The organism is Tistrella arctica (assembly GCF_039630945.1).
Classification (GTDB): Bacteria; Pseudomonadota; Alphaproteobacteria; order Tistrellales; family Tistrellaceae; genus Tistrella; species Tistrella bauzanensis.
This window is the reverse complement of the sequence record NZ_JBBKTV010000001.1, coordinates 575,544-600,777: the sequence shown is the minus strand read 5'-3', so window position 1 is coordinate 600,777 and position 25,234 is coordinate 575,544. Positions and strand designations below refer to the sequence as shown.

The window sequence follows — 25,234 nt, the reverse complement described above, 5'->3', positions numbered from 1 at the left end:
CCGGCGGCCCGTCGCTCAGCGCCCGTCGATCTGCACCACCCGCAGATTGTTGGTGGTGCCGGCCTGAGCGAAGGGAATGCCCGCCACCGCCAGGATTTCGGCCGGTGCTGCGGCGAAATCCTCGGCAACGGCGATGGCGGTGGCCCGGCTGACCATGTCCTCGTAAGTGTGGATGTCTTCGGATCGGATGGCATGCACGCCCCAGACCAGACACAACCGGCGCGACACGGCTTCGTCGGGCGTGATCGCCAGGATCTGCATGGCCGGTCGTTTGCGCGCGATGCGGGCGGCGGTGGTGCCGCTGGAGGTGAAGGCCACGATCACCGGCGCCCCGATCGCCGCCGCCAGATCGGCCGCGGCGGAGGCGATCGCATGAGGTGCTGTCCGTTCCTCGCCCGGACCGGACGCATCGATGATCGCGCGGTAATATTTGTGCTGCTCGGTGCGGCGGATGATCCGGTCCATCATCTCGACCGCATCCACCGGATAGTCGCCGGCGGCGGATTCGGCCGACAGCATCACCGCATCGGCGCCGTCATAGATGGCGGTGGCGACATCCGATGCCTCGGCGCGGGTCGGCGTGGGGGCATGGACCATGGAATCGAGCATCTGGGTGGCCACGATCACCGGCTTGGCCGCCATCCGGCAGGCGCGCACGATTTCCTTCTGCCGGCCGGGCACCTCTTCATGGGGGATTTCGACCCCCAGATCGCCCCGCGCCACCATCACCGCATCGGCCAGCCGGACGATGTCGTCCAGATGATCCAGGGCCGAGGGTTTCTCGACCTTGGCGACCAGCCCGGCCTGGCCCTTGATCAATCCATGCGCCTCGATCAGATCGCCGGGCTTCTGCACGAAGGACAGCGCCACCCAGTCGACGCCAAGCGCCAGCCCGAAGGCCAGATCGGCCCGGTCCTTGGGCGTCAGCGGCGACAGGTCGAGCACGGTGCCGGGCAGATTGACCCCCTTGCGGTTCGAGATCACCCCGCCGGTGATCACCTCGGCGGTGATCCGCTGGTCATCGACCCCGGTCACGCGCAGATCGACCCGGCCATCATCGATCAGCAGATGATGGCCGGGCATCACCGCCGCGAAGATTTCAGGGTGCGGCAGCGGAATGGCGTCGGCATCGCCATCCGCCCCGTCGGGCACGAAGCTGACGCGCTGGCCGGCGGCCACGGTGATCCGTCCGTCCCGGATGGTGCCGACACGGATCTTGGGGCCCTGAAGATCCTGAAGAATCCCGATCGGCCGGCCGGTTTCGGCCTCCAGCGCCCGGATCGACGCGTGGACCCGGGCATGGTCGTCATGGCTGCCATGGCTGAAATTCAGCCGGAAGGTATCGACACCCGCCAGGAACAGGGCCTTCAGCATGGCCGGATCGGCACTGGCCGGGCCGACGGTGGCAACGATCTTGGCACGGCGATATCGGCGCATCGCATCATCCGGCCGGGGGGCCGGCTCCCTGCATGACGGTTGAGCGGCCGTTCAGTCTACGCCTGCGGGCTCATATCCTCCATCGCGACCCGCCTTTTCCGTACCGCCGGCCGGCGATATCTGCCGCCGCCAGGCATCGGGCGTCTGCGGCTTCACGAACAGGGCACTGATTTCGGGATGGGTCCGGTTCAGATGACATTCCAGCCGTTCGATGCAGGCTTCGATATCCGGCGTGGCGACGTGATCCTCGAATTCGGCGCTCAACGCCACCACCACCTGATCGGGCGCCAGATGGACGGTGATCACGCCATTGGCGCGGCGGATTGCCGGATCGCCATTGGCCACCGCCAGCACGGCGGCCTGAAGCGCCGGCGAGGCGCGCTCGCCGATCAGCAGGCCCATGCTTTCGCGTGCCAGCAGGGTCGCCGTCACCGCCAGGACCAGGGCGATACCGATCGAGGCGACACCGTCCAGCGCCGGCATGTCCAGCAGGTCGGCGGCCAGAATGCCGATGACGGCGATGGCGATGCCGAGCAGGGCGGCGCTGTCTTCCAGCAGAACCGTGAAACTGGTCGGATCCTTGCTGGCGCGCACCGCCTCAAGATAGCCGAGCCCGCCTTTGCGGCGCCGGAACTCGACCAGCGCCACCCACCAGGAATAGCCCTCGAACACGGCCGATGCCGCCAGCACGACATAGCTGACCGTGAGGTTGGTGGCGGGTTCGGGGTTCAGGACATGGCTGACGCCCTCATAGAACGACACCCCGGCCCCCAGCGCGAAGACCAGAACCGCGACCACGAAGCTCCAGAAATAGAGCTCGCGGCCATGGCCCATGGGATGCACGGCATCCGGCGGCAGGGTCGAGCGCCGGATGCCGTGCAGCAGCAGGATTTCATTGCTGGTGTCGACCAGCGAATGCACACCTTCGCTGAGCATCGCCGAACTGCCGGTGTACCAGGCGGCGGCAAACTTGGTGATCGCGATCAGCAGGTTGCCGGCAAGGGCGGTATAGATCGTGCGCTTCGATCCGGCCTTTGCCGATCCCGCCCCCGGCGTCGCGGATTGCCCTGAACCGGCAGCCATCGTGTCAGCGCCCCCTCATTGCGCGGGCAGCGCATAGGCGATCAACTCGTCGCCGATCGGGGTCTCCATGAAGTGATGACCGCCGGCCATGATCACCAGATACTGCCGGCCGCCGGCCTCATAGGTCATCGGCGTCGCCTGCCCCCCGGCCGGCAGCGTGTCCTGCCAGACGGTTTCGCCGGTCTCCATATCGATCGCGCGGATCAGATTGTCGGTCGCGGCGGCGATGAAGATCAGACCGCCGGCGGTGACCACCGACCCGCCATTATTGGGCGTGCCGATGGTGACCGGCAGCATCGACGGGATACCGAACGGCCCGTTGGTGCGCGCCTCGCCCAAGGGCCGGTCCCACAGGGTCTGGCCGGTGTCCATGTCGATGGCGCGGATCCCGCCATAGGGCGGCTCCTTGCACAGCAGCAGGGTCACCGGCAGGCGCCAGCCGGCATTGACGTTGATGGCATAGGGCGTGCCGGCCTGCGGATCGCCGGCGCCTTCCTGGCCGCCGATCTCGCCGCGGCTTTCCGATCGCGGCGCCCAGCCCAGTTCGTCGGCCCGCTCGCGCGGGACCAGGATGTTGTGATTGGGCATATCGTTGTAATTGGCGATGATCACGCGCCGCAGCGGGTCGACCGCGACCCCGCCCCAGTCCGAGCCGCCGTTATAGCCCGGATATTCGATCCAGTGCTGATCCGTGGTCGGCGGGGTATAGAAGCCCTTATAGCTGGCCTGACGGAACTGGATGCGGCAGATCATCTGGTCGATCGGCGACATGCCCCACATCCGCGCCTCGGTCAGATCGGATTTGCGCAGGGTGTGGAACAGCGATGCCGGCTGGGTCGGCGACCGTTCGTCGGGCTCGACACCGCCCTGCGGGGCGGGACGTTCCTCGACCCCGGTCAACGGTTCGCCGGTGCGGCGGTTCAGAATATAGATGTCGCCCTGCTTGCTGGGCAGGATCAGGGCCGGTACCGGGCCGTCGGCGGTGGGATAATCGACCAGCGTCGCCTGCGACCCCAGATCGTAATCCCACACATCCTTGTGCACGGTCTGGAACGACCATGCCGGGCGGCCGGTGTTGACGTCCAGCGCCACCAGAGACGTGGAATACTGGTTCTCGGCCTCGCTGCGATCGCTGCTCCAGTAATCGACCGCCGAATTGCCCATCGGCAGATAGACCAGCCCCAGTTCCTCGTCGCCCGAAGCCGTGGTCCACATATTGGGGGTGCCGCGGGTATAGGTGTCATCCTCGGGCAGCGGCAGGGTCAGATCGGGACGGGTCATGTCCCAGGCCCAGCGCTGCTCGCCGGTGATGGCGTCATACCCCTGGATGACGCCCGATGGCGCGCTGCGCTTCTGGCCGTCCAGAACCTGATGACCGGTGACGATCACGCCCTGGACGATGACCGGCGGTGAGGTGATCGACACCATGCCGGGCACCACATCGCCCAGGCCCTCCTTGATGTCGACCGCGCCGTTGGTGCCGAAGCCGGCGCAGGGCGTGCCGGTTTCGGCGTCGACCGCGATGATCCGGCCGTCCAGCGTGCCCTCGATGATGCGGGTCGCGCAGTCACCTTCGGTCGGCGTCGCGGGTGGTGCCGCCGGTGCGCCGGCCACGTCGGCACCCTCGAAATAGCTGACGCCACGGCAGGCGGCGGTATAGGGAATGTACTTGTCCTCGACCCCCGGATCATGGCGCCAGCGTTCCTCGCCGGTTGCCGCATCCAGCGCGATCAGGATGTTCTTGGCCGAACACAGATACAGCGTGTCGCCGATCTTCAGCGGTGTGGTCTCGGCGCCATAGCTGTCCTTGGCCTCTTCGCTCGGCAGGTCGCCCGTGTGGTACAGCCATGCCCGCTGCAACTGCCCGACATTCTCGGGCGTGATCTGCGACAGTGGCGAATACCGCCTGGAACTGTAGGTGCCACCATAGGCCGGCCAGTCGGCCCCGGTCTCGCGGATCGACGGGTCGGGCATGGAGCCGGCTTCGGGGCGCGGCACCGCCGCCATCTGTCGATCGGGCGCCGCCTGGATCGAGATCACGGTCACGACCACCGCCAGCACGGCCAGACCGACCACCCCGCCCAGCGCGCCGCCCCAGCCGATCCGCCCTGGACGCAGCAGCGGCAGCACCGCCACCACCAGCATCATCAGCACCAGCGGCCCGACCAGCCGTGGCACCAGCGCCCAGCCATTGGCGATGCCGACCTCCCAGAACGCCCAGATCAGCGTGGCCGCGAACACCACCGCATAGACCAGGGCGCCCGACATGCGGCCCCGCGCCAGCAGCACGCCGGCCACGATAAGCCCCAGCCCCGCCAGGACGTAATAAGCCGATCCGCCCAGGCTGAGCAGCCACGCGCCGCCGCCCGCGAGCACCAGGCCAATGAGAAAGATGACCAGGGCCAGAGCCCTGACCACCCAGACACCGGCCCCGGAAGGTCGGCCGTCTCCGCGCCGTTCCGGGTTCGCGGACATGTCCCGTCTGTCGGCCATGGCATCCTCTCCTCGGCAATTGGGCAAGCTGTCGGTCGCCCGCCGGGGCGGGTTGTGCCCCATGCGTGCGCCATCGCGGCCGCTAAGCCGCGGCCGCCATGGGTGACATGTCCCCAACGCCCGGATGCCCCGGCCGTTCCCGTGGAATTTGCGGAGGAGTCGGATGCCGTGCGATCAGTCGGTGACGGCACCCTCGCTCGCCGACCGTGCCAGACGGGCGAATTTCGCCAGAACGCCACGGGTATAGCGTGGCGGCGGCTGGCGCCACGCCTGACGGCGGCTCTCGATTTCCTCGGCGTCCACCTCCAGCTCCAGCAATTGACGATGGGCATCGATGGTGATGGTGTCGCCCTCGCGCACCAGGGCGATGGTGCCGCCGTCAAAGGCTTCGGGCGTCACATGCCCGACCACCATGCCCCAGGTGCCGCCCGAGAACCGGCCGTCGGTGATCAGGCCGACACTTTCGCCCAGCCCGCGGCCGATGATCGCCGAGGTCGGCGCCAGCATTTCAGGCATGCCCGGGCCGCCGCGCGGGCCCAGATAGCGCAACACCAGCACGTCTCCCGGCCGGATGCGGTCGGACAGGATCGCGTCCATCGCCGATGCCTCGTCGTCGAACACCCGCGCCGGGCCCGAGATCACCGGATTCTTCAGGCCGCTGATCTTGGCGACGGCACCACCGGTCGCGAGGTTGCCCTTCAGGATCGCCAGATGGCCTTCGCCATACAGCGCCTGATCGATCGGGCGGATGACGGTCTGTCCGGCCGGCGGCGCATCGGGCACGCCCGCCAGTTCCTCGGCGAGTGTCCGGCCGGTGATGGTCAGGCAGTCGCCATGGATCAGCCCGGCATTCAGCAGGATCTTCAGCACCTGCGGCACGCCGCCCACCTGATGCAGATCCACCGCCATATACTGGCCCGACGGCCGGAGATCGCAGATCACCGGCACTTTGCGGCGCACCCGCTCGAAATCATCCAGGGTCCATTCCACCTCGGCCGCGTGGGCGATCGCCAGATAGTGCAGCACGCCATTGGTGGATCCGCCGGTGGCCATGATCAGGGCCACCGCATTCTCGATCGACCGCCGGGTGATGATGTCGCGCGGCCGGATGCCGGCCTTCACCGCATCCACCAGCACCCGCGCCGACGCGGCGGCGTTGTCGGCGGTTTCAGGATCGGGATTGGCCATGGTCGACGACGACATCAGCGACATGCCCAGCGCCTCGAACGACGAACTCATCGTGTTGGCGGTATACATGCCACCGCAGGAGCCGGTGGACGGACAGGCATTGCGCTCGATGCCCTCGAAATCCTCGTCGTCCATGCGGCCGGCCATGCGCGCGCCCACCGCCTCGAACGCCGAGACGATCGACAGATCCTTTCCCTTCCAACGCCCGGGCTTGATGGTGCCGCCATAGACATAGATGCCGGGCACATTGGCGCGGGCCAGCGCGATCATGCCGCCGGGCATGTTCTTGTCGCAGCCGCCGATGACCAGAATGCCGTCCATCCACTGGCCCTGGACGCAGGTTTCGATGCAGTCGGCGATCACCTCACGCGAGATCAGCGAATACTTCATGCCCTCGGTGCCCATGGCCATGCCGTCGGAAATCGTCGGCGTGCCGAAGACCTGCGGATTACCACCCGCCGCCTTGACCGCCGCGATCGCGGCATCGGCCAGCGGTTGCAGCCCGGCATTGCAGGGGGTGATGGTGGAATGGCCGTTGGCGATGCCGATCATCGGCTTGTCGAAGTCTTCGGTCTGATAGCCCAGCGCATAATACATCGCCCGGTTCGGCGACCGCGCGATGCCGCCGGTGATGTGCTTCGACCGTTCATTATATGGCATATCGATCCTCCCCACTGCCGCGGGCCCTTGGCGGGTCTTGGGCTTGTGGGGACAGTGTTTCCTGTTTTCCGGCCGGTGAGAAGGCCCTCGCCGCCGGATCGGCCGGAGACCGGGTCGGGCCGGTCAGGGCACCAGCACCGCCGCGCCCTGAAACCGGCCATGGCGCAGATCGTCGAGCGCATGGTTGGCGTCGGCCAACGGATACACCGTCACCGCCATGCGCAGGCCCACCTTCGGTGCCACCGCCATGAACGCTGTCGCATCGGCCCGGGTCAGGTTGGCGACCGACACCAGCCGGCGTTCGCCCCACAGCAACCCATAGGGAAAGGCCGGAATGTCGCTCATATGGATGCCGCCGCAGATCACGATGCCGCCCTTCACCACCGCCGCCAGCGCCGCCGGCACCAGCGCGCCCACCGGTGCGAAGATGATCGCTGCGTCGAGCAAATCGGGCGGCGCCATGTCGGAACCGCCAGCCCAGGCCGCGCCTAGCGACCAGGCATGATCCTGTGCCGCATGATCGCCGGGGCTGGTGAAGGCATAGACATCGCGCCCCTGCCAGCGGCAGACCTGGGCGATGATATGGGCGGCAGCGCCGAAGCCGTAAAGGCCGATGCGCCGCGCATCACCCGCCATCGACAGCGCCCGCCAGCCGATCAGCCCGGCACACATCAAGGGGGCGGTGGTGACGGGATCGCAGGCGCCGTCGAGCGGTACGGTGAAAGCGGCATCGGCCACGACATGGGTCGCGAAGCCGCCATCACGGGTATAGCCGGTGAACACCGGATGGTCGCACAGGTTCTCCGCCCCGGCCTCGCAGAACCGGCAGCATCCGCAGGTATGGCCAAGCCAGGGCACCCCCACCCGCCGCCCCAGACATGACGGGTCGACATCCGCGCCAACGGCGGCGACGATGCCGACGATTTCGTGGCCCGGCACCACCGGCCGCAGCGGGTCGGGCAGGTCGCCATCCACCACATGCAGATCGGTGCGGCAGACCGCGCAGGCCTCCACCCGCACCACCACATCGGCCGCACCCGGCTGCGGATCGGGCCGGTCTTCCAGAACCAAGGCCTGGCCTGGGCCATGCAGAACCATCGCTTTCATCGGATCACCCTCGCCTGATGCGCCATCAACTGTCGCACGGCCTGGTGCCGCGCAGCTTGACACCGATCAAGTCGCCCGCGAATTACGCCGCCGTCGTCGCTGCCGGTCATGGCCCGGCCGTGGTCGACATGATAAAATCGTTCGATATCTGTTCCTGAGGAGGCGTGAAAGATCGTGGCGAAACGGGCCGGACGTGCCGATCTGCCCCTGCATAATGGCCGGGTGCCGGGCTGGCTGGCCCAGCGCATGGCGCGTCTCGGCGCCGTGGTCGCCGAGGCGATCATTCATCACTATGGCCGCGACGAATTCCTGCGCCGCATGGCCCATCCCTTCTGGTTCCAGTCTTTCGGCGCGGTGATGGGAATGGACTGGCATTCCTCGGGCATCACCACCTCGGTGATGGGCGCGCTGAAACGCGGGCTGGGCGGGGCGGCGCTGGGTATTCATGTCTGCGGCGGGCGCGGCAGCCATTCGCGACGCACGCCTCAGGAATTGCTGGCGGTGGGCGACAGGACGGGCCTGGACGGTGCGGCGCTGGCACGGGCCAGCCGGCTGGTCGCCAAGGTGGACAGCGCCGCCGTGCAGGACGGCTTCGACCTCTATCTTCATGGCTTCATCGTCAGCGATGACGGGCGCTGGGTGGTGGTGCAGCAGGGGATGAATGGCGACAGCCGCATGGCCCGCCGCTATCACTGGCTGTCGGAAGATCTGACCAGCTTCGTCGAGGCGCCCCATGCGGCGATCGACGGCCACGCCCAGGGTCAGATCATCAACCTGACCGACCATCGCGCCGCCGCCTCGCGGCATGGCCAACTGGATCTGCTTCACGATCTGGGGCCCGATGGCATCCTGCGCGAGATGGCGGCGATCGACCGCGCGGTCCGGCCGGCCGTGGCGACGGCTGCCCCACCCTGCCCCGACCAGCCGTTGCTGCCGTATCTGGTGATGCCGGCGCGTCACGACGTCCGCCCGGAAGACGTGGTCAGCCGGCGCCTGCATGGCGCGCTTGCCGCCGCCGCCAGCAATGGCCCGGCGGATTTCGCCGAGCTGCTGCTGGTGCCGGGGGTGGGTGCCCGCACGGTGCGATCACTGGCGCTGGTGGCCGAGGTGGTTCATGGTGCCCCGTGCCGTTTCACCGATCCGGCCCGGTTCTCGCTGGCCCTTGGCGGCAAGGACGGCGCACCTTTTCCCGTGCCGCTCACCGTTTACGATCAGACGATCACGGTGCTGAAGGCGGCGGTCTCGACCGCGCGGCTGGGCAATGACGAGCGGCTCGATGCCATCCGCAGGCTCGACGAACAGGCGCGGCGGCTGGAACGGCATGCAACCGGCCCCTCGGTCGACGCTTTCATAGCCGAAGAGCGCCGCCGCGCCGCCACCTATGGCGGACGCACCGTCTTCGGCCGGTCCGCCGCGGCCGACGCCCAGGCGGATCCAGACCCGACATCGCAGCAGGAGCCCATCCATGGCTGATCTTTCATCCTTCCCGATCACCACCCGCTGGCCCGCACAGCACCCGGACCGCATCCAGCTGTATTCATTGCCCACGCCCAACGGGGTGAAGGTATCGATCATGCTGGAAGAAACCGGCCTCGCCTATGAGCCGCATCTGATCGATATCGGCCAGAACGAGACCTGGACGCCGCCCTTTCTGTCGTTGAACCCCAATGGCAAGATTCCGGCGATCATCGATCCGGACGGCCCCGGCGGCGCGCCGCTGGGGCTGTTTGAATCTGGCGCAATCCTGCTTTATCTGGCGGAAAAGACCGGCCGGTTCCTGCCCGCCGACCCGGCCGCACGCTGGCAGTGCGTGCAATGGGTGATGTTCCAGATGGCGGCGATCGGCCCGATCTTCGGCCAACTCGGCTATTTCCACAAATTCGCCGGCCGCGAGATCGAGGACAAGCGCCCGCTCACCCGTTATCGTGATGAAAGCAAGCGCTTGCTTGCGGTTCTTGAAGCGCGGCTTGAAGGCCGCGACTGGATCATGGGTGATGACTACAGCATCGCCGATATCGCCACCCTTGGCTGGGTGCGCAATCTGATCGGCTTCTATGGCGCCGGTGATCTGGTCGATTATGGCAGCCTCACCCATGTTCCGGCGTGGCTGGCGCGCGGGCTGGCGCGGCCGGCGGTGCAGCGGGGTATGGAGATCCCGAAACGGCCGGACTGATCGCCGCCGCCATCAGCGACTGATGGGCGCCGACACCGGCCATGACACCGGCGGCCGCGGCCAATGTGGCGTTGTGCATCGGCCCTGCCGTGTCGCCAGCAGCAAATACCCCGGCGACACTGGTCTGCTTCCAGCCGTCGACGCGCAGATATGGCCCCATCGGTCCGTCCTCGACCGCGCAGCCCAGTTGTTCGGCCAGGGGACTGGCGATGCGGGTGTTCGGTGCGACGAACAGGCCCGCAACCGGCAGAACCCGACCATCGACGAGTTCCACGGCCGCCAGCGCCGGCGCCGGTCCGGTCAGCCGCGCGATTGGCGTGGTCTCGATCGTCACGCCGCGCGCGGCGAGCCCGGCCGCCTGATCGGCATCGGGACTAAATCCGTCATGCGCCAGCAGGGTGGTCGGCCCCCAGTCGGGCAGCATCATCGCCTGATGAACGCCCCGCGCATCATAGGCCAGCACCGCCAGATCGCGGCCCGCCACCTCATAGCCGTGGCAATAGGGGCAGTGCATCACGCCGACGCCCCAGCGCTCGGTCAGCCCCGGCAGGGGTGGCAGATCATCGGCAACGCCCACGGCCAGGATCAGCCGGCGTGCGGTCAACGCCTCGCCGGAGCCCAGCATGACACTGAAGCCGCCATCGATTTTCCAGGCCGAGATCGCCTCGCCCCCGATCATCCGCGCCGTCGGATAGGCCAGCAATTGGCGGGCGCCCAGATCCATGATCGCCTGCGGGCTCTGACCATCCTGGCCCAGAAAGCCATGGGATGCGACGGCGAAGCGGTTGCGCGGGCGTCCCGCGTCGATCACCAGCACCCGGCGACGGGCACGTGCCAACTGCATGGCGGCGGACAGGCCGGCAAAGCTGCCCCCGATAATGATCACGTCGTGGTTCATGGCTGCGGGCCTCCGGTCATGCCTGAATATCACGCATCTTTATAAGTTACGTATATCGGCGGCACAAGCCGTCACGCCACTTTTCTGGTTACGATAGCGGTGCCCTGCTATCATCGTAAGACAGCCGAGCCAATCGACGCCGTGATGAAGGAGCACCACCCGATGCGCGCCGACAGCCGCCTGTCACGCATGCTGCATGTGCTGATCCACATGGATCGCCATGACGGCGTCGCGACATCCGAAACCATCGCCGGCATGCTGAACACCAACCCGGTGGTGGTGCGCCGGACCATGGCCGGCCTGCGCGACCAAGGCTATGTGCGGTCGGAAAAAGGCCATGGCGGCGGCTGGACCCTGGCGCGCCGGCTGGACGACATCACCCTGCTCGACGTCTATCGCGCGCTGGGCGATCCGCCGGTCTTCGCCATCGGGCCGTCGGTCGACCAGCCCGATTGTCTGGTGGAACAGGCGGTCAACGCCACGCTCGCCCAGGCGATGCAGGCGGCCGAAGCCGTGCTGCTCGACCGCCTGGGCCAGGTGAGCATCGCCGATATCGCGCGCGATTTCGACCGCCGCTTCAGCGCCCTGACCGGTGCCACGGCCGGACGGCTGGTGATGGAGCAAGGCTGATGGCGCCGGGTCGGTGTCAACCCATGGCAACGATGATCTTGCCCCGCGCCCTGCCCGACGCCTGATGACGCAGCGCCCCGGCCAGATCGTCCAGGGCCTGCCATGCGGTCCCGGCGGCGATGGGAATGCCGGCGGCATCGGTCAGCGACAGCCCTGCCGGCACGGGCACCGGATGATCGGCGGGTATCGCCGCCGAGCCGGCCATGGCGCCGCCGATGATATGGAGCCGCGCCGCTTTCATGATCCCACCTCCGGCGACACCATCGGCCAGGCACCCACCTGCCCCAGCCAGCCGAACCAGTCCTCCAGATGCCAGGTATGGGTCAGCCGGCCATCGGCCATGGCGCGGAATTCGTGGATCGCGATCTGGAACGATCGCCCGGTCGGCGCCACCCGGATTGCCATCACTGAAGACGCGACAGAGCAGCTCGACGACACGGCGGTCGTCGGCGCCCAGCCCCTGCGGGCCTGGTTGTTCCTGATGGTGTGGCGACATGGCCATGGGTCCGGTCGTCCCGAATGAGAGTTGATGTCGGCGTCACCCCCACAGGAATAGGCCCGGCTGCGTCATCATTGAGATCGATAGAGAATATATGTGAACATCCAACGCGTGGATCTTCATCGCATCGACCTCAACCTGCTCATCGCCTTTGACGCGCTGATGACGGAACGCAGCGTCACCCGCGCCGGTATCCGGATCGGACGCAGCCAGCCCGCCATGAGTGCGGCACTGGCCCGGTTGCGCGCGCTGATCGGGGATGACCTGTTCGTCCGGGCGCCGCACGGTCTGCAACCGACACCGCGGGCGATCGATCTGGCCGAACCGCTGGCTCAGGCGCTGGCCCAGATAGAGCGGGCACTGGGCACTGAGCGGGTCTTCGATCCCGCGACCGCGACAACCGCGATCTCGCTGGGCATATCGGATCATCCGGGCTTTCTGATGCTGCCACGACTGCTGGACCGGCTGCGGCGTGACGCACCGGGCATGGCTCTGCATATCCGCGACATCGCGGCCCGAGACGATGCAATCGCGATGCTGGATGCCGGCACGGTCGATATCGCCGTCGGCGTTCCGCCCACCGCAACCGGCGGCGGTCGGATCCTGCACCAGCGGCTGTTCAGGGAACGCTTCGTCTGTGTGCTGCGGAAAGATCACCCGGCCGCGCAGGCACCGCTGGATCTGACCGCTTTCCTCACGCTGTCGCATCTGCTGGTCTCGCCCGAAGGCGACCAGTTCGGGCAGGTGGACGCGGCTCTGGCGCGACGGGGTCTGAAACGGCACCTGGCCCTGACCCTGCCCCATATGTACGCGGCGCCGCTGCTGGTGGCGCGGTCGGACCTGATCGCGACCCTGATGGAAGGCATGGTCATGGCCTCGGGCCATGCCGATGCCATGGTGATGCTGCCACCGCCGCTGGATCTGCCGGCGGTACCGTTCGTCATGTCATGGCACCGTCGCAACGACACCCATCCCGGCCAGCACTGGCTGCGCGGCCGGATCGCCGCCCTTGGCGATGCCGGCCGCGACCATGGCGATTGACCGCGCCGTCAATCGGCGCCGACGGCCTCGATGTCGAATGGCGTGGTCTGGTAGATCTCGTTGATCCAGTTGCCGATCAGCAGATGGGCGTGGCTGCGCCAGCGGTTTTCCGGCTCCCGGGTCGGATCGTCCTTCGGAAAGTAGTTCTTCGGCACCTGCATCGCATCGCCGGTCGCCGCATCGCGCTGGTATTCCTCGGCAAGCGAGGTCCGGTCGTATTCAAGATGATTGAACATGTGCAGCGAGCGGTGCCGTGGATCGTCAAGCAGGCACAAGCCGGCGTCGTCACTCTCGGCCAGCACGGTGATGCCGGCATCCCGGGGCAGATCCTCTCGCCGGATCTCGGTCCAGCGTGATACGGGAATCGAGAAATCATCGGAAAAGCCGCGCAGATAGGGCGAGGCCGGCGCCAGATTGCGGTGCCGGAACACGCCAAAGGCCTTTTCCGGCAGGTCATGCTTGGGCACACCGTGGAAATGATGCACCGCCGCCTGCGCGCCCCAGCAGATATTGAAACAGCGATGAACGTTCGTCTGGGTCCAGTCGAAAACGTCGCACAGCTCCCCCCAATAGGTGACTTCTTCAAAGGGCAGCCGTTCAATGGGGGCACCGGTGATGATGAAACCATCGAAGCGCTCCGACCGGATATCGTCCCAGCTTCGATAGAATGAACTCATATGATCATTAGATGTATTGCGCGCGACGTGGCTGCCGATGCGGATCAGCGACAATTCGACCTGTAGCGGCGTCGCGCCGATCAGGCGCGCGATCTGGGTTTCCGTCCGGATCTTGTTGGGCATGAGATTGAGCAGCCCGACCCGTAACGGCCGGATATCCTGCCGTATGGCGTCGGTCTCACGCATGACCATCACGCCTTCGGCTTCGAGCGTGCTCCGGGCCGGCAGGTCATCGGGAATCTTGATCGGCATCGACGCGTTCATCCTCCGACGTAGTGCGGGGCTGGCGCCGTGGCGTGATCCGATTGATTGCCGGTCCGGCCACATCCTCCCCCATGAAACAGGACGGGAGTGCCACCTTGCCCGGTCGGCAGGTTGGCGTTGGGCGCGCCCCAACTCTTGATGTCGCGTCAGTTGTAGGGGAGATTTCCGGCCGTCTCAAGGGGCAAGTATGACCGCCTGCGTGGCGCTGCATGCCCGGATGATCGCCACGGCGCGGAGACATCGATCGGAAACAATTCGCCAGACGTCCTGTTGCCGGCCACAGCCAGAGCCGGGCGGTGTCGTGGGGCGGCATGCTGGCCTGTATGGTTCTGGTCGGCCTCGTCTTCGCGGCGGGTTACAGGATCACCGACATGCGCTATGCCCGCGCCGTCGACACATCGGGCTGGACGGCCGGGGCGCAGGCGCCCGCCGACCGCTTCATTGCCAGAGCGGACTGGCGATCCTATGGCGGCACCCATGCGAATGACCGGTTCTCGGCGCTCGACCAGATCACCCCCGACAATGTCGCCCGGCTTGAAAAGGCGTGGTCGTTCTCGATCGGCGACATGCCGAAGCCGGGCGAGAAAAGGCGCGGCCGCGAATTCAGCTTCGAGGCGACCCCGATCAAGGCCGGCAATTCGCTGTATCTGTGCACACCGCACCGCGACGTGATCGCGCTCGACGCGACCACGGGCGATGAAACGTCCGGTGACGGCGGCATGGTCGATCTGCGTCAGAACATGGGGCCGGTGCCGCCCGGCTTCCATTTCATCACCGCGCCACCGCTGGTGATGAACGGCAGGATCGTGTTGAGCGGCTGGGTCTATGACAAGACGCCCGACTAGCTGAATGTCCTGGGTGTGCCCTGCGCCCGCAGGTCCATCTGCCGGCCGGCGGCAATACCAAGCCGCTGACTTACATAGGCGCGGACGGTCGGCAATATGTGGTTCGCCGCCGGCGGGCATGGTGGCATCAGGTCTCGCAATGGCGACGAGGTCATCGCATTCGCTCTCCCGCAGAAGGGCGCGCGGAACCGGCCGACCCCGATGTGGCCTGTTCAGGTGATCCCGACTGCGCCGTGACCGACGGAACGAGGGACTACCCGATCAGGTCGTCCCCGGCTGAAATTCTCCGTCCGTGCCGTTGACATTTACATGATGGTTGTCATATTTGTGATCTATGATGATAAACATCATGAATATGGGCGCCATCAGGGAAAGGGCAAGCCGGCGGCCACTCGCGGCATTCATCCCGGCCGCGCTCTATGGTGCGGGCGCCGCGGACGATCCGACCATTGCAGCCGCAATATCGCCTTCCATCATCTGAACGCTGCACCATCGACGCCGACATCGAGGTCTGGAGAACATCATGAGCACGCGTCACATCATCCTTGGCCACCCGGTCCGCACGGCGATCAGCGCCTATAACGGCGCGCTCAAAGGCGTGCCGGCAACCGACCTCGGCGCCGTCGTCGTGCAGGAAACCCTTCGACGCGCCGGGCTTTCAGGCGATGACATCGGCACCGTGGTGATGGGCAATGTCATCCAGGCCGGCAATCGGATGAATCCGGCCCGCCAGGCGGCCATCGGCGGCGGGCTGCCGGTTTCCGTCCCGGCACTGACCGTCAACCGCGTCTGTGGCTCGGGCGCGCAGGCCATCCTGTCCGCCGCGCTGGAGATTGCCGCCGGCGACAGTGATGCCGCCATTGCCGGCGGCATGGAGAACATGGACCGGGCGCCATATCTGATGGATGGCGGGCGCTGGGGCTACCGGATGGGGCCGGCCCAGATCTTCGACAGCATGTTGACCGACGGGCTCAACGACGCCTTCTCCGGTCAGCATTCCGGCTGGCACACCGAAGACCTCGTGGCCAGGCTCCAGATCACGCGTGAGGCGCAGGACGCCTTCGCCGCGCGGTCTCAGCAACGCTTCGCCGCCGCACGCGATGCCGGGCGATTCGCAGACGAGATCGTCGCGGTCGACATCAAGGGCCGCAAGGGCAAGGAGCAATTCGCGGTCGATGAAGCCCCCCGCCCGGACACCACCATCGAGACGCTCGCCCGGCTGAAGCCCGCCTTCCGTCCGGACGGCACCATCACCGCCGGCAACGCGCCCGGGCTGAACAGCGCCGCCGCGGCGATGATCGTCGCCGAGCGCGGTTTTGCCGAGGCCAAGGGCATCGAGCCGATGGCCCGCCTTGCCGGCTATGGCGTCGCCGCCGTCGAACCCGGCCTGTTCGGGCTGGGCCCGGTGCCGGCGGTGCGCAAGGCGTTGAGCCGGGCCGGCTGGACACTCGGCGATATCGAGCGCATCGAGATCAATGAAGCCTTCGCGGCCGTGCCCATCGCCGTCGCCCGCGAGCTTGGCTTGCCCGAGGATATCATCAATGTCGACGGCGGCGCCGTCGCGCATGGTCACCCGATCGGTGCCACCGGCGCAATCCTCACCACCCGGCTGCTTTACGCCATGAAGCGCGACGGCATTCGGCGAGGCATCGTCACCCTCTGCATCGGCGGCGGCCAGGGAATTGCTCTGGCGCTGGAAACGCTCTGACCGGCGGTGTGGCCGCGTCGTTGATGTGATCCTCAAGGATCCGCGGAACTGCTATCGACACGGCCCACCGATCACCATCGGCCGATGTGGCCGATGGTGATCGTGCCGGTGCTCAGCCCCGCAGCGCCCGCAAGCGTCAGCACCAACGTCATCGCTGTTCGACCACAACGACCTCTTCCGTGACGAGCCTGACCACGGAGGACAGATCGATGAAATTGATGTGATCCGGATCGACCTTTGCCTGGAAGTTCTCCGACAGGAACAGAGCGTCCATATCGTCCAAACTGTCGAACCATGCCTCGACCACGGCATCGAATCGCAGCTCTGCAGAATGCGCCGCAAGCAACGGATAGGAGACGACGAAGCGGCGGATGTTCTTCGCTTCGGGGATTGCGAAGAGAAGAGGCGCGTGCACGTCGCGGCGGTAGTCCCTGAAGTCTTGAACGCCCATTCCTTGCCGGCGCTTGAAGCCGAGAATGACCTTTATCATGAAAGCCCCCTTCACATGAACGCGCCCCTGTGGCGGGCGTGATTTCATGGGGATAGCAATTCCAGGCGGTACGAACTATGCTTGAATATCCATATTTTCTTCGAGAACGTCCCCATGCTCGCCGACCCTCTGTCCGACGTCCTGTCATTGCTGAAACCGCATACCTATGTTGTGGGCGGATTCGATCTGGGTGGTGACTGGTCGGTTCAGTTCGAGAAGCACAGCGGCGTAAAGTACTACGCGCTCGTATCAGGATCTGCCTGGTTGGCAGTCGAAGGAGAGTGCGATCCGATAAGGCTGGATGCGGGTGATTGCGTTCTCCTGCCGAATGGCAGGCGGTTCGTTATCTCCAATAATCTTGCCTTCGATCCTACACCCTTTGAAGATTTACCTGAATCGGGCTGGAATGGCGGAATCATCACCATGAATGGTGGTGGCGACACGATGATGCTTGGCGGTCATTTTGACTATTCCGGACCGCATACCGATATGCTGCTGGGAACCATGCCGGCGGTCGTCGGCCTGCGAGACGAAAATGACAAGGCGGGCTTACGCTGGGTTCTGGAACGGATGCGGCAGGAATTGTCTGCCGCCCAGCCCGGCACCGCCCTCGTGGTTCAGCACCTTGCTCATCTGCTGCTCGTCCAGGCTTTAAGGCTCTACCTGTCCCACGGAACCGGACGGGGCGCAGGCTGGCTGTTTGCGTTGGGCGACGCCAAAATTGCAGCAGCCGTTGAAGCAATCCATGCAAGTCCAGGTGCGCGCTGGACGCTGCCGGCGCTTGCCGAAAAGGCCGGCATGTCGCGATCAAAATTTGCCGCGCGGTTCAAGGCGGTTTCGGGCTCGTCCCCGATCGACTACCTCAAGCGTTGGCGCATGCTTCTCGCCTGCGAACGCCTGACCAGGAGGAACGAGCCCGTCTCTGCAATCGCCTTGTCGCTGGGTTACGAATCCGAAGCGGCTTTCAGCACGGCCTTCAAGCGTGTCATGGGGTGCGCGCCCCGCACATACGCGACGCGCGGCTGACATGGCGCAAGGCCTCGGCGTCTTGCGCCATCAGGGCCGGCGGCACCCTATTTGTTGAGGAACGGGTTGATCGCCGCCAGCGTGTCGTCGAAGCGTCCCTCTGTCTCGGCATTGCGCATGAAATCAACGCCGTCCACCAGGATCTCGCGCGGCGTGGGCGTCTTCTGGAAGAGCGCGATGACCTGATCGGCGAAGGCATTGAGCGGCATGAAGCGCGCATTGGTTTTCTGGCCGGGGGTCAGATCGGTCTGCACGGCAGGCGGCACCAGTTCGACGACCTCGATCCTGCCCTTCAGAACCGCACGGAGTGATTCCGTGTAGTTGTGGATGGCCGCCTTGATCGCCGAATAGGTGGGCGCGATCACCAGTGGCACGAAGGCCAGACCCGAGCTGACATTGACGATGACCGCATCGGGCTGGCGGCCCAGATGCTCGACGAGCGCATTGGTCACCCGGATGGGGCCGAGCAGATTGGTGGTGACCGAGGCCTCCGCATCGCTCAGATCGCGGTATGTGTCGAGCGGCCCTTCCATGCGCATGATGCCGGCATTGTTGAACAGCACGTTGACGCCTGGAAAATCGGCAACGAGCGTCTTGGCAAAAGCCGCAACGCTTGCGGCATCGTCCATATCGAGCGTCAAAGCGTGGATATTCGGCCGGTCGCCGATCACCTGGACCAGCGTTTCCATCCGCCGGCCCGCGATGATCACGGTGTTGCCGAGATCGTGGAAGCGGTGCGCGAGCGCTTCGCCGATCCCTGTGCCACCGCCGGTGATGAGGATGGTGCTTCCTGTCGTCTTCATGGGAAGATCCTTGTCGGAGTGGCGGCTGAGCGTCTCCGCTTTACCGGGGCGAGCGTTTGCCCGCGCGCCTCGATGGCATCAGGGGGAAGGATCAGAGCCGACCCACGGCAAGCAGCTCGCGGGTGCGCCTCAGCGTCGACAGCAGAGCGGATCTGTAGCCCTTATCCTCGCTGTCGAACTGCTGCTGCTCGGCCTGCTCACGGGTGAGCCTGATGTCGCCTTCAGGGTTCACCGGAACGGTGGCGGTCGAATAGATCATGGTCCGTCTCCTTGACAGGGGGGTGCCGAAGCCCGTGGCGATCAAGCCGTGATCTGAGCGACGTCATCACGATAGGCGCGAAGCGGACGACCCGGCCGTTGCGCCACGCTTGACGAGTTGCTCGACGGCGTTGTGGCCGACAGTGCCGGTCGCACCGGTTACGAGAATGGTCATGGCGTCACGCCTCGGTTAAGCCGTTTGCCTGCTCCGACTCTAACGATCCATATTCATGCAGATAGACGCCAAATTTAGACAGACTGTCTCACTGATAGAACGATATCGCGATCTGCGCAGGCACGAGCGGCATCCCGGGTGCCGCCGGCACCACATCCAACGGCAGATCGGTGATCCACATCAGCCGTAATAACCGGTACACTGGGATAGTTCGTCTCACATATGGAACGCTTATGGATCTCCTCGCCCTTGCGGATTTTAATCTCGTCGCCCGGCACGGGGGGTTCGGAAAGGCCGCGCGCGCCGCCGCGCGCCCGAAAGCGACCCTGTCGCGGCGGGTCGCGGAGCTGGAGGCCAGCCTTGGTCTGCGCCTGTTCGAACGCGGGAGCCGCGCGCTGAAGCTCACCGAGGAAGGACGGGCGCTTTATGAGCGGACAGCGGTGTTGCTGACCGAGATCGATGAAACCGCAGCGGCGATCGCCTCGGGTGGAAACCGCCCGCGAGGCCGGTTGCGCATCAGCGCGCCACTGCTCTTCTCACAGGTTGCAATGGGTAAGCTCGCCGCTGAATTCGCGGTCAGATACCCGGAGGTACGGCTGGAAATCACGACCGAAGATCGAGCCGTCGACATGGTCGAGGAAGCGTATGACCTGGTGATCCGGGTCAATCCGGAGCGAGATGAAAGCCTCGTCGGACGGGTCTTTCTACGCGACCGGCTGGTCGTTGTGGCAAGTCCGGCTGTCGCGCGGCCCACGGATAATGTCGCTGTCCCGGCCGTGGTCCGCGGACCCGGCGATCAGAGCGCTGTCTGGGATGTGGCGACATCAACGGGAAGATCGCGCATCACCGTGGAGCCGGTCCTGCAACTGTCGTCAATGATCATGGTGCGCGATGCGGTGCGCATTGGTGCCGGCGCCGCCCGTCTTCCGATATCGCTCGTTGGTCACGATCTGGCTGCCGGCAGGCTGGTTCATTGGGGTGATGTGGATGGACCGGACATAGCCCTGTGGACACTCTATCCGTCACGGCGGCTTCTAAGCGCGCGCGTATCGGCTTTCCTCGATCATTTGAAAGAGGCCTTTCCGAAGGGCACGCCAGATGAACTGGCAGCCTATATCGAGGCGTAACAGGCCCGCCGCGTTTCGGCGACGGCGCCAGGCCCTGACGACGCAAGGCGCTGGCGGCACAAGGCCCTCAAGTCACGGCCCTCAAGTCACGGGCGTCTTTGCCGCCAGCGCTCCCCACATCGCTTCGAAGCCCCAGTCACAGAACGCCGCGGCCCGCTCGGGTTCACCGGACATGAAATCGATCGTGGTGGTCGCCATGGCTTCCATGACGGCGCCAATGAACATGACCGGCGCGTCGCGCATCGGTCCTTGCCCGCTGACCCGTCTGACCAGCGCAAGCATATCGGCGACGCCATCGAGCCCCTTCGCCCGGCTGTCGGCCGTGATCTTGTCCGATACCTGAAGTTGAGCGAGCGCCCTGCGCTTCGCCGGCTCGTGAACGCCCCAGTCGGTCCAGGTCTTCCAGATCCCGTTGAGCTGCGTCCGCAGATCCGCTTCGTGCGACACCGAAGCGGCAACCCTCGCCTTCAGTTCTTCCTTCAAATGCAGATACAGATCATTGAGTAAGACGTCTTTGTTGGAAAAGTAGACGAAGAGCGTTCCATCCGCGACACCCGCCGCTCTGGCGATCTTCGCGGTCGGCGCGCTCAAACCCTCATCGGCTATGACACGGGCGGCCGCTGACAAGATGGCGAGACGCTTTTCCTCATCTCTCTGGCGAGCCATCCATAGTCCTCCATAGTTCTGCGCAGGCAGAGCCTCGCACTTGCAATTCCGCGAATGACGGCACATATAATGAGTGCCTAGGCAGTTATAAATATGTGCCCGTGTCCGTATATGTGCCCTTGCGACATGACATTTCCATCTGCGTCTCCAGAGAGGAGCACCTGCATGGCGATCATTATTAACGGCAGCGAGATTGCCGTACCAGAGGACGTTCGTGTTTCCCTGCTGGATCTGCTGCGCATGCAAACCGGCCTGACGGGCACAAAACCCGGTTGCGACCAGGGCGCCTGTGGAGCGTGCACGGTTCTGGTCGACGGCAGGCGCGTCCTGTCATGCCTGACCTTGGCGGCGCAGATGGACGGCCGGTCCGTCGTCACGATCGAAGGCATCGGAACCCGGAACGAACCGCATCCCCTGCAACGCGCCTTCATTGAATGCGACGGCCTTCAGTGCGGCTATTGCACACCGGGGCAGATATGCGCCGCCATAGCGATGCTCGACGAGATGCGGGCGGGCCTGCCCAGCTATGTCACCGAAGAGCTGAACGCACCAGCACCGCTGTCTCGGGAAGAAATACGCGAACGGATGAGCGGCAATCTGTGCCGATGCGGTGCGCATAACGGCATCGTCGATGCCATCCTGCACGTGGCGACGGAGCAGACCGGATCATGAACCCGCTCAGCTATATCAAGCCGCCATCGGTCGACGAGACGTCGACGCTGATGCGACATCCCGGCCACCGGCTTCTGGGCGGCGGAACCAATCTCGTCGACCTGATGCGCAAAGGCATCGAGCATCCATCGGGGCTAGTCGATGTCGCGGCCTTGTCGGACCTGATCGAAACCAGAGCCGATGGCAGCCTGTTCATCGGCGCCGCGACGCGCAACAGCGCCGTCGCGGCCCATCCGCTGGTGCGTGCGAAATATCCGGTGCTGGCGCGCGCAATTCTGGCGGGCGCCTCGGCCCAGATCCGCAACATGGCGACGGTCGGCGGCAACATCATGCAGCGCACGCGCTGCCTCTATTTCCAGGATCCCGCCACAGGCTGCAACAAGCGCGTGCCCGGCAGCGGCTGCGACGCGATCGGCGGGTTGAACCGACATCATGCGATCATCGGCACGTCGCCCTCGTGCATCGCGGTCCATCCGTCGGATATGTGCGTGGCCTTGGCGGCGCTTGACGCGTCGGTTCACGTGACCGGCCCCAACGGCCCGCGCATTGTCCCGCTGGTCGATGTCCATCGTCTGCCCGGGGATCGACCCGATCTCGACACCGTGCTGGACAGCCACGACCTGATTACGGCCGTGGAGATTCCGGCCCTTCCGCCAGGCACGCGGTCGGCCTATCGCAAGGTGCGCGATCGGGCGAGCTATGCCTTCGGGCTCGTCTCGATAGCCGGCTCGCTCGGCATGCACGGCGATCGCATCGGGCACGTCCGCATCGCCTTTGGTGGTATCGCGCCAAAGCCGTGGCGGGCATTGCGGGCGGAAGCGATCCTGTCGGGTGCGCAAGCGGGCCGCGCGGCGTTTGCAGATGCCATCGCAAGCGCCCTGGCCGACGCCGCCCCGCAAGCGGGAAATGCCTTCAAGGTCGATCTGGCGATCCGCACATCGGTCGCCGTCCTGACCGAATTGAGCGGGAGCGCCAGATGAGCGGGATTCAGAACGCGATCATCTCTTCGGTGAAGACCACCCTGGGCTGGGTTCCAGACAGATGGCTGAGCAGCGGGCCCGACCCGTTGATCGGGCGCACGGCTGCGATCGGGCGACAGGACGTGCGGGTGGACGGCCCGGCCAAGGTGAGCGGCGAGGCGCGGTTCGCGGCCGAGATCGCGATGGACCGTCTCTCCTATGCGTCGGTCGTGCACAGCACGGTTGCACGGGGACGGATCACCCGCCTCGACACCGTCGCGGCGGAGGCGGCACCGGGCGTTGGGCTGGTCATGACCTATCGCAACATGCCCCGGATCGGCACGCTCGACCTGATCGGCGTCACGAACCTGTCCGCCATCGGCAACAGCAGCTTGCCGATCATGCAGGACGCAGATGTGCGGTATGATGGCCAGATCGTCGCCGTCGTGATCGCCGAGTCGCAACAGCAGGCCGATCACGCCGCCTCGCTGATCGAGATCGACTATACCCGAGGTGCCGCGAGAACAAGCTTCGAAGCCGCGAAGACAGACGCGCGGACACCCGCATCGATCCTGATCGAGAAGAACCACGAGAAAAAGGGCAATGCCGAAGATGTGCTGAAGCGCTCCACCCATCGGGTGGATGCCAGATACACGACGCCGACGCTCAATCACAACGCCCTTGAGCTGCATGCCGTCACCGTCGCCTGGCAAGACGATGCGCTGCTGGTCCACGACTCCACGCAGATGATCGCGGCGAGTGCCCAGGCTCTGGCCAGGCTGTTCGGCCTGAAGAAGGAGCAGGTCCGGGTTCTCTCGCCATTCGTGGGCGGCGGATTCGGCGGCAAAGGCCTGTGGGATCATCAGATCGTGGCCATCGCCGCCTCCAGGCTGGCGGGCCGTCCTGTCCGCCTGGTCCTGAGCCGTGAAGGCGTCTATCGCAGCGTCGGCGGCCGCAGCCCCTCGGAACAGCGGGTTGCGATCGGTGCGGATGCGGATGGCCGGTTCACCGCCCTGATCCATACCGGCTACACCGTGATGCCGCCATACGCCGCCTGTCCGGAACAATTCTCTTTCGCCGGCCGCGTCCTCTATGGGGCCAGGAGCTGGGAATTTCTCCAACGCCATCTCGATCTCGACGTGGTGCCCAATACGTTCATGCGCGCACCCGGCGAGGCGATCGGCACCTTCGCACTCGAAAGCGCGATCGATGAGCTGGCTCATGACATGGGCATCGACCCGATCGACCTGCGCCGCCGCAACGAACCCGACCGTCATCCTGTCAATGGCAGCGCATTCTCGCAGCGCGCGCTGGTAAAAGCCTATTGCGATGGTGCCGCAAGGTTCGGCTGGGAGAAGCGCCTGGCCACGCCGGGTGCGCGGCGTGACGGCGAATGGCGTCTCGGCATGGGCTGCGCGACCGGCACCTATCCCTATACGAGAATGCCCGGTGCCACGGTCGGGCTCACGCTTCGTCGCGATGGGTCGGTGACCATCTCCTGTTCCGCTCAGGATATGGGCATGGGAACCGCGACGGCTCAGATCCAGCACGCCGCCGATCGTCTGGGTGTCCCGACCGAGGCGGTCAGCTTCGAACTGGGCGATTCCGCGATGCCGCCCGCGCCGTTCGCCGGCGGCTCAGGGCAGACGGCGTCGATCCTCAGCGCCGTCATCGCGGCGGCCGAGAAGCTGGCCGGCACGCTGCTGCGGCTGGCCGGCAACGACAGCCCTGTCGCCGGCCTGCGCACAGGCGAGATCAGGCTGGTCGACAGAGGCATCGCCTGCAATGCCGACCTCTCCCGCCATGAAAGCTATCGGTCCATTCTCGCGCGTGCGGGACGAGATGCGATCACGGTCACTGCCTCGGGCAATCTCCCGATCGAGATGCTGAAATACGCCATGCACAGCACGTCCGCCGTGTTCTGTGCGGTACGCGTCAGCGAGGTGACGGGAGAAATCCGTGTCGACAGAATGCTTGGATCGTTCGACTGCGGAACGATCCTCAACCCCAAGACCGCGGCAAGCCAGTTCAAGGGCGGGATGATCATGGGCCTGGGTCTTGCCCTGACCGAAGAGACGCTGGTCGACGCGCGCACAGGGCGGATCATGAATGCGACCCTGGCCGATTATCATATCCCGACCCATCTGGACGTGCCCGACATCGAGGTGATGTGGACCGGAATCCCGGACCCGCGATCGCCGCTCGGCGTGCGCGGGATCGGTGAGATCGGGGTGACGGGCGTTGCCGCGGCGATCGCCAACGCCGTGTTCAACGCCACGGGAAAGCGGGTGCGCGACCTGCCCATCACTTTGGATAAACTGCTCTGACGCTCTGACGCTGGCGCTCTGACGGAAC

At 65.7% G+C, this 25,234-nt stretch carries 24 protein-coding genes, 1 pseudogene and 1 riboswitch; of the genes and pseudogenes, 12 read left to right on the top strand and 13 right to left on the bottom strand.

Annotation, left to right across the window (positions count from 1 at the left end):
* Positions 1-15: 15 nt before the first annotated feature.
* The 5 genes from pyk to WG924_RS02725 all read right to left on the bottom strand — a co-directional run bounded on the left by pyk (position 16) and on the right by WG924_RS02725 (position 7,968).
* On the bottom strand, positions 16-1,437 hold the full coding sequence (pyk, locus tag WG924_RS02745; protein ID WP_345931490.1) for a pyruvate kinase: 1,422 nt from the start codon (positions 1,435-1,437) through the stop codon (positions 16-18).
* A gap of 51 nt (positions 1,438-1,488) precedes the next feature.
* The gene (locus tag WG924_RS02740) at positions 1,489-2,520 is read right to left on the bottom strand and encodes a cation diffusion facilitator family transporter (RefSeq protein ID WP_345931488.1); all 1,032 of its coding nucleotides are present in this window, start codon (positions 2,518-2,520) and stop codon (positions 1,489-1,491) included.
* A 15-nt stretch (positions 2,521-2,535) separates the two neighbouring features.
* Positions 2,536-5,013, bottom strand: coding sequence for a membrane-bound PQQ-dependent dehydrogenase, glucose/quinate/shikimate family (locus WG924_RS02735; protein ID WP_372045127.1), 2,478 nt, complete (start codon positions 5,011-5,013; stop codon positions 2,536-2,538).
* 174 nt (positions 5,014-5,187) lie between these two features.
* Positions 5,188-6,861 (bottom strand): dihydroxy-acid dehydratase, encoded by a 1,674-nt coding sequence (ilvD, locus tag WG924_RS02730; RefSeq protein WP_345931487.1) that lies wholly within the window; start codon positions 6,859-6,861, stop codon positions 5,188-5,190.
* 123 nt (positions 6,862-6,984) lie between these two features.
* Entirely contained in the window at positions 6,985-7,968 is a 984-nt protein-coding gene (locus WG924_RS02725; RefSeq protein WP_345931486.1) for a zinc-dependent alcohol dehydrogenase family protein, read from the bottom strand.
* A 17-nt stretch (positions 7,969-7,985) separates the two neighbouring features.
* Between WG924_RS02725 and WG924_RS02720 the strand changes: the two genes are divergently transcribed.
* Genes WG924_RS02720 through WG924_RS02710 form a run of 3 tightly spaced genes read left to right on the top strand, consistent with a single transcriptional unit; the run spans position 7,986 to position 10,141 of the window.
* Positions 7,986-8,126 (top strand): hypothetical protein, encoded by a 141-nt coding sequence (locus tag WG924_RS02720; RefSeq protein ID WP_345931484.1) that lies wholly within the window; start codon positions 7,986-7,988, stop codon positions 8,124-8,126.
* A 16-nt stretch (positions 8,127-8,142) separates the two neighbouring features.
* A complete protein-coding gene (locus tag WG924_RS02715) occupies positions 8,143-9,441 on the top strand; it encodes a DUF763 domain-containing protein (RefSeq protein WP_345931483.1) in 1,299 nt (432 codons plus the stop codon).
* Complete coding sequence (locus WG924_RS02710; protein WP_345931482.1) at positions 9,434-10,141, top strand: glutathione S-transferase N-terminal domain-containing protein; 708 nt, start codon at positions 9,434-9,436, stop codon at positions 10,139-10,141. Before WG924_RS02715 ends, WG924_RS02710 begins: the two co-directional genes overlap by 8 nt.
* On the opposite strand, the gene WG924_RS02705 is transcribed toward WG924_RS02710, so the two are convergent.
* Complete coding sequence (locus WG924_RS02705) at positions 10,056-11,039, bottom strand: NAD(P)/FAD-dependent oxidoreductase (RefSeq protein ID WP_345931480.1); 984 nt, start codon at positions 11,037-11,039, stop codon at positions 10,056-10,058. The genes WG924_RS02710 and WG924_RS02705 overlap by 86 nt on opposite strands.
* Before the next feature lie 162 nt (positions 11,040-11,201).
* On the opposite strand from WG924_RS02705, the gene WG924_RS02700 reads away from it, so the two are divergent.
* Positions 11,202-11,669: an Rrf2 family transcriptional regulator gene (locus WG924_RS02700; RefSeq protein WP_188575629.1), complete on the top strand. Its 468-nt coding sequence runs from the start codon at positions 11,202-11,204 to the stop codon at positions 11,667-11,669.
* Between the two features lie 16 nt (positions 11,670-11,685).
* Here WG924_RS02700 and WG924_RS02695 read toward each other — a convergent pair whose 3' ends face one another.
* Both WG924_RS02695 and WG924_RS02690 read right to left on the bottom strand, forming a co-directional pair.
* Positions 11,686-11,910 (bottom strand): hypothetical protein, encoded by a 225-nt coding sequence (locus WG924_RS02695; RefSeq protein ID WP_345931475.1) that lies wholly within the window; start codon positions 11,908-11,910, stop codon positions 11,686-11,688.
* The gene (locus WG924_RS02690) at positions 11,907-12,062 is read right to left on the bottom strand and encodes a hypothetical protein (protein ID WP_345931756.1); all 156 of its coding nucleotides are present in this window, start codon (positions 12,060-12,062) and stop codon (positions 11,907-11,909) included. Before WG924_RS02690 ends, WG924_RS02695 begins: the two co-directional genes overlap by 4 nt.
* A gap of 202 nt (positions 12,063-12,264) precedes the next feature.
* On the opposite strand from WG924_RS02690, the gene WG924_RS02685 reads away from it, so the two are divergent.
* A complete protein-coding gene (locus tag WG924_RS02685; RefSeq protein ID WP_345931472.1) occupies positions 12,265-13,209 on the top strand; it encodes a LysR family transcriptional regulator in 945 nt (314 codons plus the stop codon).
* 8 nt (positions 13,210-13,217) lie between these two features.
* On the opposite strand, the gene metA is transcribed toward WG924_RS02685, so the two are convergent.
* Entirely contained in the window at positions 13,218-14,138 is a 921-nt protein-coding gene (gene metA / locus WG924_RS02680; protein ID WP_345931470.1) for a homoserine O-acetyltransferase MetA, read from the bottom strand.
* Positions 14,139-14,181: 43 nt separating this feature from the next.
* A riboswitch (SAM-I-IV-variant riboswitch) is annotated at positions 14,182-14,297 on the bottom strand.
* 149 nt (positions 14,298-14,446) lie between these two features.
* Here metA and WG924_RS02675 point away from each other — a divergent pair.
* Positions 14,447-14,995 carry a hypothetical protein gene (locus tag WG924_RS02675; RefSeq protein ID WP_345931468.1) on the top strand — a complete coding sequence of 183 codons (549 nt, stop codon included), beginning with the start codon at positions 14,447-14,449 and terminating at the stop codon, positions 14,993-14,995.
* A 523-nt stretch (positions 14,996-15,518) separates the two neighbouring features.
* A complete protein-coding gene (locus tag WG924_RS02670; protein ID WP_345931466.1) occupies positions 15,519-16,703 on the top strand; it encodes a thiolase family protein in 1,185 nt (394 codons plus the stop codon).
* Positions 16,704-16,851: 148 nt separating this feature from the next.
* On the opposite strand, the gene WG924_RS02665 is transcribed toward WG924_RS02670, so the two are convergent.
* Positions 16,852-17,241, bottom strand: coding sequence for an EthD domain-containing protein (locus WG924_RS02665; protein WP_345931465.1), 390 nt, complete (start codon positions 17,239-17,241; stop codon positions 16,852-16,854).
* 33 nt (positions 17,242-17,274) lie between these two features.
* On the opposite strand from WG924_RS02665, the gene WG924_RS02660 reads away from it, so the two are divergent.
* Entirely contained in the window at positions 17,275-18,219 is a 945-nt protein-coding gene (locus WG924_RS02660) for an AraC family transcriptional regulator (protein ID WP_345931463.1), read from the top strand.
* Between the two features lie 47 nt (positions 18,220-18,266).
* Here the strand turns inward: WG924_RS02660 and WG924_RS02655 are convergent, their stop codons facing one another.
* Positions 18,267-19,022: an SDR family oxidoreductase gene (locus tag WG924_RS02655; protein ID WP_345931460.1), complete on the bottom strand. Its 756-nt coding sequence runs from the start codon at positions 19,020-19,022 to the stop codon at positions 18,267-18,269.
* Between the two features lie 91 nt (positions 19,023-19,113).
* Positions 19,114-19,221: pseudogene (locus WG924_RS02650) on the bottom strand (DUF1857 domain-containing protein); the annotation flags it as partial.
* Positions 19,222-19,688: 467 nt separating this feature from the next.
* On the opposite strand from WG924_RS02650, the gene WG924_RS02645 reads away from it, so the two are divergent.
* A complete protein-coding gene (locus WG924_RS02645; protein WP_345931458.1) occupies positions 19,689-20,582 on the top strand; it encodes a LysR family transcriptional regulator in 894 nt (297 codons plus the stop codon).
* Positions 20,583-20,663: 81 nt separating this feature from the next.
* Here the strand turns inward: WG924_RS02645 and WG924_RS02640 are convergent, their stop codons facing one another.
* Positions 20,664-21,248, bottom strand: coding sequence for a TetR/AcrR family transcriptional regulator (locus WG924_RS02640; protein ID WP_345931456.1), 585 nt, complete (start codon positions 21,246-21,248; stop codon positions 20,664-20,666).
* A 165-nt stretch (positions 21,249-21,413) separates the two neighbouring features.
* Between WG924_RS02640 and WG924_RS02635 the strand changes: the two genes are divergently transcribed.
* The 3 genes from WG924_RS02635 to WG924_RS02625 are packed head-to-tail and all read left to right on the top strand — an operon-like array spanning position 21,414 to position 25,206.
* Positions 21,414-21,920: a (2Fe-2S)-binding protein gene (locus WG924_RS02635; protein ID WP_345931454.1), complete on the top strand. Its 507-nt coding sequence runs from the start codon at positions 21,414-21,416 to the stop codon at positions 21,918-21,920.
* Positions 21,917-22,900, top strand: coding sequence for an FAD binding domain-containing protein (locus WG924_RS02630; RefSeq protein ID WP_345931452.1), 984 nt, complete (start codon positions 21,917-21,919; stop codon positions 22,898-22,900). Before WG924_RS02635 ends, WG924_RS02630 begins: the two co-directional genes overlap by 4 nt.
* On the top strand, positions 22,897-25,206 hold the full coding sequence (locus WG924_RS02625; protein ID WP_345936697.1) for a xanthine dehydrogenase family protein molybdopterin-binding subunit: 2,310 nt from the start codon (positions 22,897-22,899) through the stop codon (positions 25,204-25,206). Before WG924_RS02630 ends, WG924_RS02625 begins: the two co-directional genes overlap by 4 nt.
* Positions 25,207-25,234: the final 28 nt, after the last annotated feature.